Origin of the sequence: Desulforamulus putei DSM 12395 (genome assembly GCF_900129195.1) — a bacterium.
GTDB lineage: Bacteria > Bacillota > Desulfotomaculia > Desulfotomaculales > Desulfotomaculaceae > Desulfotomaculum > Desulfotomaculum putei.
This window is the reverse complement of the sequence record NZ_FQUY01000004.1, coordinates 109864-128220: the sequence shown is the minus strand read 5'-3', so window position 1 is coordinate 128220 and position 18357 is coordinate 109864. Positions and strand designations below refer to the sequence as shown.

Below are 18357 nucleotides of genomic sequence, written 5' to 3'. Positions count from 1 at the left end.
ATGGTTGAAAAATCTTCAAATATAGAAATAAATTCAAAAGATTATTGGCAATATCGTTTTCAAACTGATTGGGAAATCAACCAGGGTAGGAAACAATCCCGTTTTTTTAGCTATATAGCTTTAAAACATTTACCTACATGGCTAATACAATACGTAAAAAAAGAAAAATTATCCATTTGCGATTGGGGATGTGCACTGGGAGACGGAACTAACGAATTAGCTGAATTCTTTAATAGTAATTATGTAACTGGTATTGATTTTTCAGAAAAAGCAATAGAAAAAGCACAATCTACCTATCAAAATTGCAAGTTCTTATGTATGGATTTCATAGCCAATAATGAAGGACCAACTTATGACATAGTGTTTTCGTCCAATACACTCGAGCATTTCGAGGATTATTTATATGTGTTGTCTCGTATACAAGAGAGAGCAAAAAAATTCCTAATTCTATTGTTACCTTTTCGTGAATATGAACGAATCGCAGAACACTTTACGACGTTTGATTTTAATAATATATCGATAAACCTTATTAATGGATGGCATTTGGTGCATAGTGTTATAATTGACGCTAAAGAAGAGAGCAATAGTTATTGGCCTGGCGAGCAAATACTACTTGTTTATGCACATACAGGAATTCTTAAATCATTAAAGTTAACTCTAGCTGATATATTTATTATTTCAAAGGTTATGAATGAGCGTGTATTGGTAGAGCGCGACGGGCAGATAGCCAGCCTAAACCAGGCAGTGGCCGAGCTTGATAGGCAGATAGCCAGTCTCAATCAAGAAGTGGCCGAGCGTGACGAGCAGATCTCCAGTCTCAACCAAGCCATAGCCGAACGTGATAAGCATATAGCCAGCCTCAACCAGGCGGTGGTCGAGCGGGATGCTGCAACAGAGCGGCTTCGTCAGGAAATGATGCGTTTATCAGACTGGGCAGCGCATATCGATGCGAACCCTGTCTCCCATGCATTGAGGAAACACCTTTATAAGCTGGCGCGCTATGTGTACAGATCCCTTCCACTGAGCATGGGTGTAAAGCAGCGCCTCAAAAAAACCGCAATGGCTATGTTACACCCATTCCGCTCTAGTAGCAATAGGAGTGCTGATAGGCAGGAGATGATGACTGTACAAATTTCCGGTCAGCGGATCCTTGCCCAGGCCGATCAAACTCAAGAAAGGGATATATTTGTGTTTTCGATAATTGACTGGAATTTTCGCTTCCAACGACCTCAGCATTTTGCTCGTAGCCTTGCTAAGATGGGGCGGAGAGTATTTTTTTTCAGTAATCACTTTATTGACACCGATAAGCCTGGATATCAAATTGAGCAGCTAGATCCATCATTGTCTCTTTACCAGATCAAGTTGCACGTTAAGGGTGCACCGGCAATTTATTTTGCACCACCAACGTCAGATGCAGAAAAGATGCTAGAGGAAGGTATTGCGCAGTTCATTCTAGATTTCGGTGCAAGTTCGATTGTTGCGCTTATTCAACATGCCTATTGGTACCCGGTAGTTCAACGCATACCAAACAGTATAAGAGTCTACGACTGCATGGATCACCACGAGGGATTCGGTAATGTTCCGAAGAAACTAATCGAGATAGAAAAAGATATGCTCCGGCAGGCTGATTTAGTAGTTGTATCATCTGCTTGGCTTGAAGACTTTGCACGTCCTTTTAACACTAATATCTGTTTGGTGCGAAATGCCTGTGAGTATGACCATTTTGCTAACGAGCCCTATGAGGTATATAAGGACCGTAATGGCAGGAAAATCATTGGTTACTACGGTGCTATCGCAGAATGGTTCGATGTTGACCTCATTCAAAAGGTCGCTATTGCATATCCGGATTGCCTGATTTTGCTTATTGGCAATGACACTATTGGTGCAAAATCATTCCTCGGTAGCCTGCCAAACGTATTGTTTACTGGAGAGGTTCCATACGCTCGTCTACCATTTTATCTACATGCTTTTGATGTTTGCCTTTTGCCATTTAAAGTTCTTTCCCTAACACTGGCTACTAACCCTGTTAAAGTCTATGAATACTTAGCTGCTGGAAAATCTGTTGTGTGTGTTGATCTTCCAGAAATGGAGCAGTTCGGGAATTTAGTTTTGAGAGCACAATCGGCAGATGAATTTATACATTTGGTGGGACAAGCCTTAGTGTCAAACAGTGGTACGGAGGAAGAAGTAAGAGCCCGTAAGGATTTTGCTTTGCAGCAGACATGGGATCAGAGGGTTGCAGTACTTTGTGACGTTTTCGACAATATCAATATGCCCAAGATTAGCGTGATTGTCTTGACGTATAACAATCTCGAGCTAACAAGAGCTTGTTTGCAAAGCCTCGTGTATCAGACCGATTATCCTAATCTAGAAATTATCGTGGTAGACAATAACTCCGTCGACGGTACTCGTGACTACCTTGAAGAGTTCCGTCATAAGCATCCCGAGGTAAGGCTAATCTTAAACGACAAAAACCTTGGTTTCGCGGCCGGGAATAACGTTGGCTTAGCCGCAGCGACAGGCGAATACCTTGTAATACTTAATAACGACACTGTGGTAACCCGGGGGTGGGCTATAACGTTGATGCGACACTTGCAGGATGATCCTACGATTGGACTCATTGGTCCTGTTACCAACAATATTGGTAATGAGCAACGCATAGAGACAACATACCAAGACATGTCGCAAATGTCAGAGGAAGCGTTTTGCTACACCTTGACCCATATGGGTAAGATTATTCCAATACGCACCCTTGCCTTTTTTTGCGTCATGATGCCACGCTCAACATACGAGAAATGCGGCCCGCTATGCGAGGATTATGGAATCGGATTCTTTGAAGACGACGACTACTGTCGGCGGGTTGAAGCCGCTGGACTTCGTATCGTATGCGCCGAGGATGTGTTTATTCACCATCATTTATCTGCGTCATTCAATATGCTTAAAAGTGAAGAAAAAATGGAGCTCTTTGAAAAAAATAAGATGATATACGAAAAAAAATGGGGGGCTTGGATCCCACATCAGTATCGTCAGTAAAAGAGACAATTCACATTGGATTTCAGCATTTTGCTCATCTCTCACCCTTGTTGGGATAAAACCGAGTGCCTTGAAGCCGTTTTGTTGGGGGTTGTAAGACTCTTTGTTAATATATGAGCTAAAAGAACCAAAGATGTTCAACGAAGGGTATGCCTACAGGTAGATGGCCCAAGGTATTATTGATTGATAGTGGCTTTTCGCTTGGCAGATCGTCAATGTATAAGGAGGGTTTTCCAGATGCAACTGGTGTATTTGTCGCCAGTTCCATGGTTCAGTTTCTCCCAGCGCCCACATAAGTTTGTAGAGTGGTTTCATGAGTATTCGGGTGGCAATGTTTTGTGGGTTGATCCATACCCGACCAGATTCCCTGCATGGGGTGATTGGAGGCGGATTGGTGTTAGAAAAGATATAGTTAGTTACCGTATCCCTCATTGGCTAACAGTAGTTCGTCCGCGTGCTTTGCCGATCGAACCGATGCCTGCCTCTGGGTGGGTGAATGGAATTTTCTGGAGGGGTCTTTTAAAGGATATTATTTGCTTTGCCCTTAAAGCACCGACCATGGTTGCTATTGGAAAGCCCTCGGTTCTTGCGCTTGAGATGCTGAAGAGTATGAATGGTATTCCGTTCCTTTACGATGCGATGGATAACTTTCCAGCCTTTTACTCTGGTATTTCTCGCTTGGCCATGGCAGCAAGGGAGAAGTCGCTCGCGGGAAGGGTAACTCACCTTTTCGCATCCTCAACTACTTTACAGAAACGGTGGCTCGAAATTCGAGGTGATGTGCGCCTTGTACGTAATGGGTTAGATATTAATGTCTTGCCTACTCCAAAGTTTAAGGTAAGCCAGAGGAGTAAAAAAGTGCTGGGATATGTGGGGACGGTAGGAAATTGGTTTGATTGGGACTGGGTGATTACTTTGGCTAGGGTTCGTCCAAAGGATACAGTGCGATTAATTGGACCGGTTCTTATGCCTCCTCCCTGTCACTTACCAAGCAATATAGAATTTCTGCCCGCCCTTGAGCATACGGTGGCATTGCAGGCAATGCTAGATTTCGATGTGGGCTTAATTCCGTTTAAGTTGAACGAGCTTACCGCTTCGGTTGATCCAATCAAGTATTACGAATACCGTGCACTGGGCTTACCTGTTGTATCTACAGCCTTTGGCGAAATGACTTTAAGGGCTGCTGAAAAAGGAACATACCTAAGTTATGAATACCAGAGTATCAATGACCTGATAAGCGAGGCACTGATATACTGGCCGGATATGGAGGAAATTCAGAAATTTAGAGCAAACAACTCATGGCCAGCGCGTTTTAAGGCAACAGGAATCCTATCGTGACTGAGAAGATAGCGTTTTTTGATAGGTTTCAAAAGGTGAAGGGGTATTGAATGCCTAGTATTAATTTTTTACGAGTTATCCCAATACTAAATGCTGGTAGCAGATTCGAACTGCTGCTTGCTGGCAAGGAAGTCTCGCCTTCTGGCGAACCTTACTCCCTAAGGTCTCACCTCCCAACAATTCCTGTTGGAGGTAATGTGGCGTGCTCGACTATGTACGTTAGAGGGTTCCTCAACTTAATTAAGCTGCTGCACGACGCCTAAGAAGTTAGCTAAGATATAGGGGAGGCTACAAAATGCATAAAAATTTATTTAGTAAATTGAAACAAGTTAATTATAAATTAATTTTATTAGGGTTGTATTTATTTTCATGCATTTTAAAGATTTTTATAATAATTAAAGTTCCTGGGCCAGTTGTCTTTGGCGATGAGTATATTTACAAGGATTTGGCTAAGCAGTTTTTTGAAGGCGTCTATGGACAGAACTATGTAACCCAATATCCTCCTTTATATCCTATTATCTTGTCAATAAGCTTTTTTTTTAATGATTTCTATTTAGTTATGAAAGTAATTAATTCTCTCGTTAGTTCTCTAATAATTTTCCCGGTGTGGTTAATATCTCGCATGTTTCTTGATGAAAAGAAAAGTTATATATTGTGCATTATAAGCATTCTCATTCCATTTAACTACGTATACCCACAATTAATTATGAGTGAGAATTTGATGGTACCATTATTTCTTTTGTTAGTCTATCTTACTATTTTAATATATGTTAGACCAACCGAGAAAAATATTTTTTTTATTGGCATAGCAGCTGGTCTTGGATACATTACTAAATATATTACCTTGGTATATATATTTATATTGCCAATAGTAGTATTATTTATTACGGGTACTAATAGAGGCCTGGTGATAAGAAGAATCCATCTTGGTGTGTTGGGATTTTTGATAATTTATTTACCATGGGTTATATTTGCTATTAAAATTGGTATACCTTTTAGAGAGATATTCGGATTTCAAGTTACCAATTTTCAAAACAATTCACTAATAACTGTTATTGATTTGGTTAAGTGGACAACTCTTTATTTATCATATTTTATTCTAATGATTAGCTCAATATTGCCATTTATTATAATTGGTATAAACAAATTTAAAGAATTTAAAAAAAATGAACTTAAATTTATTTTAATTAATATAATAATTACCATTCTATACATATCTGCATCAATACGACATTCTTGGTTAGCTCCTTATAACTACCCTACTTATAATTATATTCTAGGAAGATATATCTTATATTTACATGTTCCGTGGTTAATCTCTGCTTTTATATTTATCGATAGAATAAGTATAAAAAATTGCAAGAAAGAACTTGCAATTGCGTGTTCACTTTCCTTTGTTCTTACGGTAATATCTTACTTAAATATAGTAAAGGGCTATTTTTGGAAAATATCTGATTATTTTTTGATTTATTTTAACGCTGTTGACGTTTTTTGGTTTACTAAAGAATATAATTTGATTTTAATTTGTACTATGTATTTAATTGTAATGATGTCATTATTTACTAAAAGGATAACTAAATTAAAGTTAATATATCTGGTTCTACTAGCATATCTACCTGGGGCTTTATTTATGTATAACAATCCTGTTGTGTTACACAAAGAGGCCGTACATGCCAAAGAAATATCCAAATTATTAAAGAATTTAAAAGGAGATGAATTTTTATATGCTGATATAAATTATAGTATGAAAGAAAATTTACAATATGCACTGAAGTTTTGGGAATTAGAAGATAAAAAAATAAAGATTGTTAAACTTAGTCAAGACGAAATTTATAAAACAAAGGGAAAAATTGGAAATATATATGTGCTTTCCGGAGTGAAATTATTAGGCCATAGATTTATTGGTAGTTACAAAGTAAATAAGGATTCTTATTTTATCTACCAATTGTTGAAATCACCAGAAATAACAAAGACGTACCCTTCAATAATATATGTTGGGCATAAATTTAATAAACAACCAAATGGCGTATCTGCGATGGCTATAGAAGGTAAAAACTTTACCCCCTTTTCAAAAATAATGATCAATGGAGACCTATTACCAACATCATTCGGGGGGACTAATAGTTTATCAGTACTTATACCGGATAAGTATTACGATAAGAAAGGATATATAAAAATTCAAATAAAAGATATTTTTACAGAATCTAAAGAGATTACTTTACCAATAACGATTAAGGAGCATTCCTGTAATGAAACAAAATAAGGTTTGAAAAAAGAGTACCTCCTGTTAACATACGAGGTGTCAGCTTCGCGAAGCGACCCTTAAATAACAGAGGAGGTACTCACTATGAAGTATACCCAGAATGAAAAGATTCTGCAAGTCACAGAAAAAACTTTAATTGTCGGCGTGGACATTGCCAGCGAAACTCATTATGCCAGAGCCTTTGACCAGAGAGGCGTTGAACTTAGCAAACTGATTAGGTTTAGCAATGATGCAGAAGGCTTCAAGAAATTCGCATTATGGGTAGAAGAAATCAAAGCCAGGTGTAACAAGCACGATGTAATGGTCGGCATGGAGCCGACAGGTCATTACTGGTTCAACATAGCTCCGTATCTTAAGGATCACAAGATGAGAATAGTACTGGTGAATCCGTTTCATGTAAAACGGAGCAAGGAAGTGGATGACAACAATCCGACCAAAAATGACCGGAAGGACCCGAAGACCATAGCGATGCTTGTAAAGGATGGCAGATACATGGAGCCATATATACCGGAAGGCATATACAGCGAATTGAGGACGGCTATGGAAACACGCTGGCAGATAGTGAAGCAATTAAACGCAATACGAAACCGCGTAAAGCGGTGGATTAGCATATACTTCCCTGAATTCAACAAAGTATTTGGTGACTGGGAAGGAAAAGCCGCACTGATAGCGTTAAAAGAATTTCCAACGCCGGCCAGAGTACTTGAAACAGGTGTGGATGGAATTATTGCCCGATGGAAGCAGGATAAGCTGAGAGCAGTAGGAAGGAAGCGAGCAAGTGCGCTGATAGAGGCTGCCAGGAAATCAGTCGGAGTGAGTGAAGGGCTGGTTGCTGCAGAGAATGACCTTGCAATATTGATTGAAGACTACGAAATGAGAATGCGGCATTATGAGCGGACAATGGTTATTATTGAGCAACTTGCGTACCAGATACCGGGCTTGCCTGAAATGCTTAAAATAAAGGGCATTGGCCTTGTTACCGCAGCAGGTTTCATAGCAGAAGTTGGCGATATCAGTAGGTTTGAACATCCTAAACAGATACAGAAACTGGCTGGTCTAAGTTTAAAAGAGAACAGTTCCGGTAAACACAAAGGCCAGACAACTATCAGCAAACGGGGGCGACGGCGGTTAAGGGCATTGCTGTTCCAGGGAATCATGCCGGTGACAGCTAATAACCCCGAGTTCCGTGAGCTGCACAGCCACTATACCACCAGGGATAAGAACCCGCTAAAGAAGAAGCAGTCTTTGATATTGCTGAGTTGCAAGCTAATCCGAATATTTTTCGCATTGCTAAAAAAAGGTACAGCTTATGACCCCCAGAAGATGCTGAATGACATCAAAAGACCGTTATTACAGGAAGTTGCTTAAGACAAAACGATAACTAAAAAACCAAGGTTGCACATTGACAAAACGAACCGGGATTAGTCAGGTTGAATAAAATCCATAAGGGCATAAGACCCAGTTTAGGAGCATGACTGACATCCACCTCATGGGCAGGCAGAACGAAGGAATTTAGGGCAAAGACCCAGTGAGACATGGGAGGGTTGCCGCCGGAGAACAAGTGGACACCATCGGCCCAAATAAGCAAAAAAACATATAGGCTTATTAAGGTCAACCTTGTTCATCCAGATATATGCATAAATAGGCATATTGCCCAAATGGTTGGTTTTGAAGAATGTGAAAATCTAAGAATACATGAGCAATTTAAAGAAAATGAAAGATTATAGAGGGAGGCAAAATAATTGATCTTATCCCACTGAGATTCCTTTGATAAGTAAAGATCCCCACTTCTGCAACTCGAAAATCCAAAATTGCAAAGGTCATTGCAGGCACCCAGTAAAAACTATACCCTTGTTGTTGACTGCAAGGGAGGATGGAGGATGCTTACAGTGACCCAAATAGATGATATCAGAAATGCTTTTTTGCGAAAGGGCTAAGCATCAGTGAAATAGCTCGTCAGTTCAACAAAGACGAAAACCTACGCAAGTACATTATTAAAGATGACTGGAACATGATGCTAATGTTCAGAAAGCTTCAAAATTGTTCCCTAAATTGACCTTACAAGCCCGACATCAATCAATGGCTGGAGGATGATTAAAAAGCCAAACGTAAACAGCGATACTGGCAAGCGTTTACAAGCGCCTTATTTAGTCATTCACAATCTGATTAATATTATGGGGCCGTGGTTTGAAGGAGTGATTAACAATCTTCAGCAAACCACAATAAAAGCTGTAGAGTTATCCACAGGCAAGTAATATTATGCAACTGGGAAAAACGTCCAAAAATGTTGGTCATTTTTTATCAAAAGTATTGACTGCTCACAAAAGGATGGGGGATACATGAAATTAATAGTTCAAATACCTTGTTTCAATGAGGAGAAAACTCTTCCTTTTACAATTCGCGATATTCCTAGAAAAATTCCAGGCATTGACAAAGTAGAGATACTAATTATTGATGATGGTAGTACCGACCGGACTATAGAAGTTGCTAAAAAACTGGGGGTAGATCATATAATTTCAAACGGTATAAACAAAGGTTTAGCGAAGACTTTTAGCATTGGAATAGATGCATGTTTGAAACTTGGCGCTGACATTATAGTAAACACTGACGGAGATAATCAATATAATGGAAGAGATATTCCTAAGCTAATAACACCAATTCTTGAGGGTAAAGCTGATGTAGTGATTGGGGATCGCCAGACTGATACAATTAAACATTTTTCTTTTTTAAAAAAGAAATTACAAAAACTTGGTAGTTTCATTGTTAGAAAAGCCTCTAGGACTAATGTTAGAGATGCTGCCAGCGGTTTCCGTGCTTTTTCAAGGGAAGCGGCATTGCACTTAAATGTTATCTCTGATTTCTCTTATACTATGGAAACGTTAATTGCCCTAGGGAGAAAGAAACTAAATATCATAGATGTACCTATTAACACGAACGAAAGGCTTAGAGAGTCAAGACTTTTTAAAGGAATGCTTTCTTATATTAATCGTTCAGGTGGGACAATTGTTAGAACGTATTGCATGTATAGAGGATTAAAAACTTTCTTAATACTAGGTGGAATATCAATAATTCTTGGAATTTGTACAGGCCTAAGATTTTTATACTTCTATTTCTCAGGTAGTGGAAATGGTCATATTCAATCGCTAATACTAGCAGCCATCTTGATTATTTTAGGGTTTCAAACTGTAATTTTTGGCATTCTTGCCGATGCTATCAACGCGAATAGAAAAATAAACGATGATATACTATATAGAATAAAGAAACTTGAATATACCTATATAGAAGACCCCGAATTTGTTAGAATTAAAAATACTAAGGTTGTTTAGGTTTTTCTGATTAAATAAGAGAGGATTGAAAATGCTTTTGGTACAAGGTAAAACTATAGCAGGAAACTTTTATGATAAATATCATAGTAAGAATCCTATTACTAAATATCTAATGAAAGGTTTCTATAATGCTATTTCAGATCTAGTATTGCTTAGTGGAGTAAGTCAGGATGTACATGAAGTTGGTTGTGGGGAAGGCCATTTAACATCTTTTATTAATAAGTTAGTTAAGACAAAAATTAGAGGAAGTGACTTTTCTGAATCAATAATTGCAAAAGCACAAGAAAACTATAGGGACATAAATTTTAAAGTTGCAAGTATCTATAGCTTAGAGGAAAATATTGATAGTGCAGAGTTGGTTGTATGTTGTGAGGTTCTTGAACACTTAGAACGGCCTGAAGAGGCTTTGGTAGTATTAAGTAAAATAACAAGGAAGTATTGCTTGCTAAGTGTTCCAAGGGAACCCATTTGGAGATTATTAAATATGGCGCGTGGGAGATATTTAAAGAATTTTGGGAATACACCCGGGCATATTCAGTTTTGGACGAAAGGTTCATTTATACGTATGGTAAGAAACTACTTTGAAATTGTTGAAGTAAGGACACCCCTACCTTGGACAGTTGTTTTATGTAAAAAAAGGGGTAATTAATCTTGGGAAATTACAAATATGTTTTAAAAATTTTTGGCTATGTGATAGTTATGCTGTCTGTTATATATCTTGTCAAAACTATCACAAAGTATATGAAGGGTAACTTTTTAGCATGGACTCCAAAAGAGTTATGTATTGTTTTCTTTGGAAGTCTATTATACTCGGCTTCATTGCTTTTTCTTATTGCGGCCTGGAGCCACTTAATTAAAAATTTTGGTATCCGGGATGGTGCTTTTCTAAAATGTTATTGGATATATGCTAGATCGCAAATTGCAAAATACCTACCTGGTAACATATTTCATTATGCTGGTAGACATGTTCTTGGTCGGATGCAGAAGTGGGACTCTGGCGCAATGACAATGGCATTATTTTTAGAAACAAGTGGCCTTATTATTTCGTCAGTATTTCTTATTGTTACCGGAGTTACTCAATTTGATTTTAGTACTTACTTATACAATAGTAACTTTTTGATAATCCCATTAGGTATTCTCCTAGGTGTAATAGCTGTTTTTGTTTTTGGGAAAAAATCTAAGACTTTTTCGCATTTTTTGGATTTTTACTCTCAAAGATCCCATGGTGAATGGATAGTAATCTTAACGTTGCCGTTTGTTTTGTATCTTTCATTTTTCGTATTTAATGGGTTGTTAATATATCTAATCTATTGGGCAAAATACACAGATTATAATTATCATGTAAATATAATTAATTTTATCAGTATATTATCATTGTCTTGGTTAATCGGTTTTATAACCCCTGGATCACCTGGGGGGCTAGGGGTGCGTGAGACTGTTATGGTTGCCGCATTGGGTAAAGTGATACCAGAGTCGGCAGCATTAGAACTAGCAATTATATTTAGATTAGTTTCAATAGCAGGAGATGTGATGTTATTCATGAGTACTTATTTTACATTAAATAAATGTAAAGTCAAATCCACTGGTTAATAAAGAAGGAGTGTAAGATGAAAGTTATTGTTGTAGGTGCTGGATATGTCGGATTGGTAGCCGCAGCTTGTCTTAGTCAATCAGGGCATCAAGTGGTCTGTGTGGATAAGAATATTAAAAAAATAGAAGCATTGAACAACGGCATAATTCCAATTTATGAAGAGAACCTTGAAAGTATTGTACGTGAATCATTAGGGAACAATAATTTACAATTTTCATCAAAAATTTTTGTTTCTAGCGATATAGATATGATAATAATTGCTGTTGGAACCCCTACCCTACCGGACGGTAGAGTAGATCTCAGTCAAGTTTATAATGTGTTTCGAGAGATAGTAAATGTTGTAGATCATCCTATTATTGTTGTAATGAAGAGTACTGTACCTCCCGGGGTTGGGGAAAAAGTGAAGAAAGTATTTCTTAATAAATCAAAAGTTCCTATCTCTTACATATCAAATCCAGAGTTTCTTAGGGAAGGACAAGCGGTTTGGGATTGGTATAACCCAGACCGAATTGTAATTGGAGGGGATGACAGAGAGTCTATCAAAAAAGTGCTCAAGTTATATTCTGATATTGATGCACCTAGATGCATTATGGATATAACAAGTGCTGAAATGGTTAAATATGCGTCTAATGCATTTTTAGCAACTAAAATTTCTTTCATAAATGAAATTGCTAATTTATGTGAGTTAGTAGGTGCAGATATTCTACCAGTCGCTAAAGCTGTTGGTTTAGATAAGCGCATCGGCGGTCAATTCTTAAAAGCGGGTTTAGGGTATGGAGGGTCATGTTTTCCTAAGGACACGAGGGGATTAGATTTTGTTTCTACAATAAATGGACATACATTCAATCTGTTAAAGTCAGTGATTGAAGTAAATTTCAAACAGCGTATTTATGCAGTTCGCAAACTTATCAATCATTTAGGAACTATCAATGGCAAAAAGGTTGGAGTACTGGGTATCGCTTTTAAGCCCAACACGGATGACACAAGAGAATCCCCAGCTATTGATATTATAAAAATGTTGGTTGACGAGGGAGCAGATGTAGTCGCTTATGACCCAGTTGTGGGTTCGGAGCAATGTCCATTGCCGGAAGAAATAACACTTACAAATAACTATGAAGTTGCTACAAAGCATGCTCATGCTTTAGTAATATGTACCGAATGGCCTGAAATACTTAATATTGATTGGGAAGAAGTTGCTGGACACATGCGTGATCCTAAAGTCATATTAGATGGTAGGAATTGCTTATCTAAGTCCTTGCTTGTTGAACTAGGATTTAAATACTTGGGTATTGGTAGGTAGAAAAGGGTATGTTGGCAAGATAAAAGTCAAGGTGGCAGATAACCATACTAGATACAGACTACCTCTGCGGACCCTGAACTGGTAGATTCAGCTTTCGATGCCTTCCGGGCCACAGGTATAAGGCCCCCCTTGAAGATGGCGGAACTGTAAACAGCAAAGAAGCGTCAAACTGTGCGCCCACATAGTTTTATGTTTGGGTTTCTAGGATATTGTAACTGTTGAAGGAAAAAAGCCCGAAAGCAGACGGGATTGCCTGTTCAGAAGTTGAGGGATATAATGAACATATTGATGAATTAAGTTGTCAAGGTATTGACACTTTGGAAATAAATAACAGCTCCCCTTGTTATCCTAAAATGTTCTTGGTGAGCCCAAGAGGTTAACTTAAATCAAAGTGGCGCCGAAGGGAAGTCTTGACGGCCGGGGTCCCCGCGTGTGGTACAATCGAGTAACTGGCGGGGCGCAATCTGTTAAAGCAATGTCCCCGGAGCCGCCCCGTCGGTAGTCAAAGCTGACCACACGTGGGGTGGTAGTCAAGACCGCCACTTTGTTCCACTGTTTTTTGCATCTTAAGCAGCGAGCTTCGGGGCTGGCAGGAGTAGTTGATTAGTATATGGTACAAAGAATGCCTGTGCCGGTGTTCTGCCCCTGGTACGACGTCCTTGGTGAGGGCGTTCCCAGTTATAATAGAGCAAAAATTTGTTCAGGTCAGACTGGAGTTCTTCTACAGAGAAATATCTTTTGCGCCTTAATGCTACCTGGAAAAATTCCTGGTATAGAGTCTGAATAAATCGTTCAGCATAACCGTTGGTTCAGGGGTGCTTTACCTTGGTGGTCTTGTGCTTAACACCTAGGATAAGGCATGTAGCACCATAATAATGATCATAGGTGGGTTCGGACGAGCCGTATTCCTTGCCGTTATCCGTCAGAACCCGCTGTAACTTAACGTCCATAGACTGATAGTCGCGATGGACATAGTCCAGAAAATCAGCAGCGGATTCAGCTGTCTTGTCGGTGTAGAGCCGTGCTCGAGGAAATCCCTGGCAGAAAAACCGCTGCCAGAGATTTCCAAAAGGTGCCTGGCACTTCACTAAACTAAAGTGAAGGCACTATCAACACAAGGGGACGGTTCTCTTGTGGCGCAAGAAGACAATTTGAAGGGGTCGTGCTCGGGTCGGAAAAGGCCTCCGGGGAAATCCCCCGGGGGTCGCCTTTCCCTCCCGAAGGGGTCGTACCGCCGCACAATTCGGGCACAATTCTGGCAATTCGAGAAGGAGGGGGCCAACCGCCGTTGTAAGCAGTTGGCCCCCTCCTTGTTCGCGGCGGCGGCCCGGCTCGCTGCAAAAGAATTGCCCCGGGGCGGGGAGATTGCGGGTGCCACGGCGGCCATCGGGAGGCGGGCAACCGGGCGGTCGGAGACTCGCTGCCTAATCTAAATTAGGCGGTCAGTGAAGCGGCCTATTCCATCTCGGCCAGGAAATAAAAAAACAGGGGTGAGCGAGCAGGAAAAAAGATCCGGTGATTAGAAAAAAGGAGACAATGTGGTAAAATGTAAACAGGAAGGGTGAGCAAACAGCAAGATGCCCAAGATCGACATACCGATAAAGAAACTCATCGAACTCAGGCCGGCGGACTGGGCCAGGTACGTGCAGCCGGGCTGCAGGGAAGAGTGGGTGACGAAATTCAAGACGAACTACACCCCGAAGAAAGAATCGAGGCTGGACAGCGTGCTGGAGATAACCGACCCCGGCGGGCAGTACCTGCTCAACTTCGAGCCGATGGGTTACCGGGACAACGCGCTCCCCGCCAGGATGCTCCGCTACAGGAGCGACATATGGGAAGCCACCCTGACGGACGGAAGGGGGACGCCGCCGATAAGGCAAGTGGTCGTGTTCTTCTTCCAGGATGACGATAACGGCCTGCACAGGCTGCGGGATAGGTGGGACGGAGGGCTGCTGGAGTACTCCTACACGGTGATACGGGTGTGGGACGAGCGCAGGCAGCCGGTCATAGCAAGCCGACTGGTGGGACTGTACCCCCTGCTGCCGCTGATGCGGGGCGAGGACGACGACGAGACCCCGGAGCAGGCGATGAGGGAAAGCATGGCCGCGGTGCAGGAGATAGAGGACGAAGTGCTGCAGCTGGACCTGTTGGCGGTGATGGCGATACTGGCCGGCGGCAAGTTTCCGCCGGATCTGGTGCTTTCGATGATAAGGAGGGAAATGGTCATGGAATCACCCATATTCCAGGAGTGGGTCAAGGAAGAGAGGGCGGAGGCTGAGGCCAGGGGCAAGGCAGAAATGGCCCAGGAAGCCATCTGCAAATACCTCGGAGTCAGGTTTGGCACAGCATCACTGGGGCTGCAGCAACAGGTGAGAGGTATTTCCAGCCTGGACGAGCTGAACCGGATAATAAACAGCATTTACACAGCAGGAACAATTGAAGAGGCTCAGGCGGTAGTACTGGGAACAAGAAACTGAAAAAAACAAAGCTAAAATCTCTGCTCGAGGAAATCCCTGGCAGAAAACCGCTGCCAGGGATTTCCAAAAGGTGCTTGGCACTTCACTAAACAACAGAATCAAGGGGACGGTTTTCTTGAGTCTGTGATATTACGCCTCTATTTGCTTTTTAATTCGGTTTATCTCTAACTTATCTTGGAAAGTCTCACGGCTCAGGAATTCTGCATCCGAGACCAAAAAGTTCAGTTTACCGTTCATATTGTCAAGCCTGTCATTTATCTCTGTCATTTCAGATTTCAATTCTGTTATTTCTGTCTTCATTCCTGCCATCTCTGATTTCAATTCCACCATTTCTGCCTTCATCAAGTTTTGTTCTTCCAATACTTTAGCCACCATTCTGACTAATTGAGCTGCGTTTTCATTAACCTGGTTCATGGTATTTTCCAGACTATCCATTCTCGCGGCCAAGGCCTTAACCTGGTATTCCATAGAACCCCCTCCCTTAATCTGTATTATAATACCCGCAGCATTATTCAACCTGTCCTAATTCGAAAGGGCGGCTGTCGGCACAAAACTCCCGGCCGGGCTGTCTGATTTTCTTATATCGGTGGTTGGCTGTTGCATAAGATAAGGGTATAATGAACCTGGACAACCACAGGAGGAGAGCGTATATGCGTGTCAATCTTTTAGGTGCAGCCATAGACAGCCTTACCATGCAGGAGACAGTGCAGCGGGTAGCCCAACTGGTGAAGTGCGGTAAGTCCTGCCAAATTATTACCCTTAACCCGGAATATCTCTACCGGGCCCAGCTTCAGCCCGAATTAATGGAACCGGTGAACCGGGCGGACCTGGTAACCCCCGACGGGGCCGGCATTGTTTGGGCGTCCCGGATGGCGGGGACGCCGGTGCCGGAAAGGGTAACGGGCATTGACCTGATGCTGCACCTGATGCCGATGGCAGAAAAAGAGGGCTGGGGAATATTTTTGCTGGGGGCGGCCCCCGGGGTGGCTGAGGCAGCGGCAGAGAACCTGAGGAAACAATATCCTTCCCTGAACATTGTGGGTACCTGCCACGGCTATTTTAAGGAGGTAGAGGAAGAAGACATTGTTAGCCAAATTAAAGCCGCCCAACCGCATTTGCTCTTTGTGGCCCTGGGCATGCCAAAGCAGGAGCAGTGGATTTATAAATATAAAGACCGCCTGGGAGTGCCTGTCTCCATGGGCGTAGGCGGCAGTCTGGATGTGATCGCCGGCCGGATGCAGCGGGTCTCTCCCTGGCTGCGGAAGCTGCAGTTGGAATGGCTGGGGCGGTTGATTAAAGAGCCCCGCCGCTGGAGGAGGCAGCTGGTGCTGCCCAAGTTTGCCTGGCTGGTCATCAAAAAATATGTGCTGAAGCTGTAACACTCTTGGCGGAATTGCAAAAAGAGTGTTATTTTTTGCGCCTGTTTTCGTCTATATTAACAGGATATTTGCAGGTGGATAAACTTTAACGTCGAAATAGAACAATAATTTTCCAACATCGGATCGATGGCTTTTGCAACGTTTACTCCGCGTTATGTGCAGCGGCGGCGGGCCTCTTCGGTAAGTGCCTGTTATTGGCGTTGAATCCTACCGCTGAACAATGTTACAATACTTTTGTATGCCACTTTGTATTGGAAAGAGGTGCGAACATGGAACGCAGAAAACGCAGAAAGCTGAAGATATTGCCCTTTATGCTCTTTTGTTCCTTCTTAGTATTGGTTTTGGGCGTTGGCTATGTTTTAGCCAATCAGTTCCTTTTTGACGGAAAGGGTCCTCTGGGAATGGGCGGGGATGAACCCGGGGAAGAGGATATTCTGAAAAAACGCATGAACTTCCTCCTCATGGGTATTGATGCCCGGGAGGGGGAAACGAAAACCCGTACCGACAGCCTTATCCTGGTGAGTGTGGATAAGGAGCACAACCGCATTGCCATGATTTCCATCCCCAGGGATACCCGGGTGAATATTCCCGGCCATGGCTTTGACAAAATTAACTCGGCCAATGTGTACGGCGGGCCCGAGCTGGTGATGGAGACCGTTTCTGATCTGACAGGAGTAAAAATTGATCATTATTTGATGACCAATGTCCGCGGCTTCCGGGATATTGTGGACGCACTGGGCGGCGTGACCATTGATGTGGAAAAACGGATGTATCATTACGACCCCTATGACGTACCGGACCTGCAAAAGATTGATTTATACCCGGGGGTACAGAGGCTGGACGGCAACAAGGCCCTGCAGTACGTGCGCTTTAGAAGCGACGCCCTGGGGGACGTGTCCCGGACCGAGCGGCAGCAGAAGTTTCTCAAGGCCCTGGCCAAGGAAATGATGCAGCCTTCCACCATCACCAAGCTCCCCAAACTGGTGCCTACCATTAATAAATACCTGGAGACCAACCTGGGCCTGACCCAGATGATTACATTGGCTAGGGCGGCCCAGAATTTGAGCAATGTAGAGATTGTTACCCAGACCATGCCGGGCAAGTTCCTGAATATGAACGGCGTCAGCTACTGGAGCGTGGACCCTGAACAGGCCAGGATGGTGGCGGAGTCCCTGATCCGGGACGGCAAGGTCTATAATGTGGTGCTGGGTGAGGAAAACGTAAATACCAGGAATATGGCGAAGGAAACGACTCCGAAGACAAAGACCGGGGAATCCCGGACGGTGAACCTGACTCCGGTCAAGGAAGCGGAATCTGTTCCTGATACCAAAACAAATCCGGACGACAATAACAGTGTTGATATTAAATCGAGCCGGCAGAAGCCGCAGTCCGGGGTTCCCAGAGGGAGCAATGTCCAGATCATAGTGAATCCTTCCGGGGAATCCGGCAATGAGCAAAACAACGGCGGCGCTGCCGGTACTCAGCAAAACCCGGTTCACAACAGCGCCCAGGAAGGCGGGGCCGGTTCCGGGATCAGCAGCTGGCTTCCTTCAGCGCCTTTATAGCGGATGGTTTTCCCCAGTCTTGTAATGAACAGGAGCCAGGGAGTAAGGGGTTTTCTCCCTGGTTTCTTGATTTATTACTTAAAAT

Annotated in this window: 13 protein-coding genes and 1 pseudogene; 12 read left to right on the top strand and 2 right to left on the bottom strand. The window is 42.2% G+C overall.

Annotation, left to right across the window (positions count from 1 at the left end; translation table 11 throughout):
- From BUB67_RS04645 to BUB67_RS04605, 9 genes are all read left to right on the top strand, one after another.
- Positions 1-3033 (top strand): glycosyltransferase, encoded by a 3033-nt coding sequence (locus BUB67_RS04645; protein ID WP_084127639.1) that lies wholly within the window; start codon positions 1-3, stop codon positions 3031-3033.
- 237 nt (positions 3034-3270) lie between these two features.
- Positions 3271-4371 carry a glycosyltransferase family protein gene (locus BUB67_RS04640; RefSeq protein ID WP_073236493.1) on the top strand — a complete coding sequence of 367 codons (1101 nt, stop codon included), beginning with the start codon at positions 3271-3273 and terminating at the stop codon, positions 4369-4371.
- A gap of 295 nt (positions 4372-4666) precedes the next feature.
- Positions 4667-6634, top strand: coding sequence for an ArnT family glycosyltransferase (locus tag BUB67_RS04635; protein WP_073236490.1), 1968 nt, complete (start codon positions 4667-4669; stop codon positions 6632-6634).
- 84 nt (positions 6635-6718) lie between these two features.
- On the top strand, positions 6719-8002 hold the full coding sequence (locus BUB67_RS04630) for an IS110 family RNA-guided transposase (RefSeq protein WP_073236488.1): 1284 nt from the start codon (positions 6719-6721) through the stop codon (positions 8000-8002).
- A 722-nt stretch (positions 8003-8724) separates the two neighbouring features.
- Positions 8725-8889, top strand: a complete 165-nt coding sequence (locus BUB67_RS16345; RefSeq protein WP_159431807.1) for a hypothetical protein — start codon at positions 8725-8727, stop codon at positions 8887-8889.
- Positions 8890-8973: 84 nt separating this feature from the next.
- On the top strand, positions 8974-9960 hold the full coding sequence (locus BUB67_RS04620) for a glycosyltransferase family 2 protein (protein WP_073236482.1): 987 nt from the start codon (positions 8974-8976) through the stop codon (positions 9958-9960).
- Between the two features lie 31 nt (positions 9961-9991).
- Positions 9992-10609: a class I SAM-dependent methyltransferase gene (locus BUB67_RS04615; protein ID WP_073236479.1), complete on the top strand. Its 618-nt coding sequence runs from the start codon at positions 9992-9994 to the stop codon at positions 10607-10609.
- A gap of 2 nt (positions 10610-10611) precedes the next feature.
- On the top strand, positions 10612-11550 hold the full coding sequence (locus BUB67_RS04610; RefSeq protein ID WP_073236476.1) for a lysylphosphatidylglycerol synthase domain-containing protein: 939 nt from the start codon (positions 10612-10614) through the stop codon (positions 11548-11550).
- Between the two features lie 17 nt (positions 11551-11567).
- Positions 11568-12851: a UDP-glucose dehydrogenase family protein gene (locus BUB67_RS04605; protein WP_073236474.1), complete on the top strand. Its 1284-nt coding sequence runs from the start codon at positions 11568-11570 to the stop codon at positions 12849-12851.
- Positions 12852-13417: 566 nt separating this feature from the next.
- On the opposite strand, the pseudogene BUB67_RS16820 reads toward BUB67_RS04605, so the two are convergent.
- Positions 13418-13648 (bottom strand): annotated as a pseudogene (locus tag BUB67_RS16820) (integrase core domain-containing protein); the annotation flags it as partial.
- A 780-nt stretch (positions 13649-14428) separates the two neighbouring features.
- Here BUB67_RS16820 and BUB67_RS04590 point away from each other — a divergent pair.
- A complete protein-coding gene (locus BUB67_RS04590) occupies positions 14429-15328 on the top strand; it encodes an RpnC/YadD family protein (RefSeq protein WP_073236468.1) in 900 nt (299 codons plus the stop codon).
- Between the two features lie 129 nt (positions 15329-15457).
- On the opposite strand, the gene BUB67_RS04585 is transcribed toward BUB67_RS04590, so the two are convergent.
- Positions 15458-15796 (bottom strand): hypothetical protein, encoded by a 339-nt coding sequence (locus BUB67_RS04585; RefSeq protein ID WP_073236465.1) that lies wholly within the window; start codon positions 15794-15796, stop codon positions 15458-15460.
- Positions 15797-15978: 182 nt separating this feature from the next.
- Between BUB67_RS04585 and BUB67_RS04580 the strand changes: the two genes are divergently transcribed.
- Positions 15979-16707: a WecB/TagA/CpsF family glycosyltransferase gene (locus tag BUB67_RS04580; RefSeq protein ID WP_073236461.1), complete on the top strand. Its 729-nt coding sequence runs from the start codon at positions 15979-15981 to the stop codon at positions 16705-16707.
- A gap of 269 nt (positions 16708-16976) precedes the next feature.
- On the top strand, positions 16977-18272 hold the full coding sequence (locus BUB67_RS04575) for an LCP family protein (protein WP_073236458.1): 1296 nt from the start codon (positions 16977-16979) through the stop codon (positions 18270-18272).
- Positions 18273-18357: the final 85 nt, after the last annotated feature.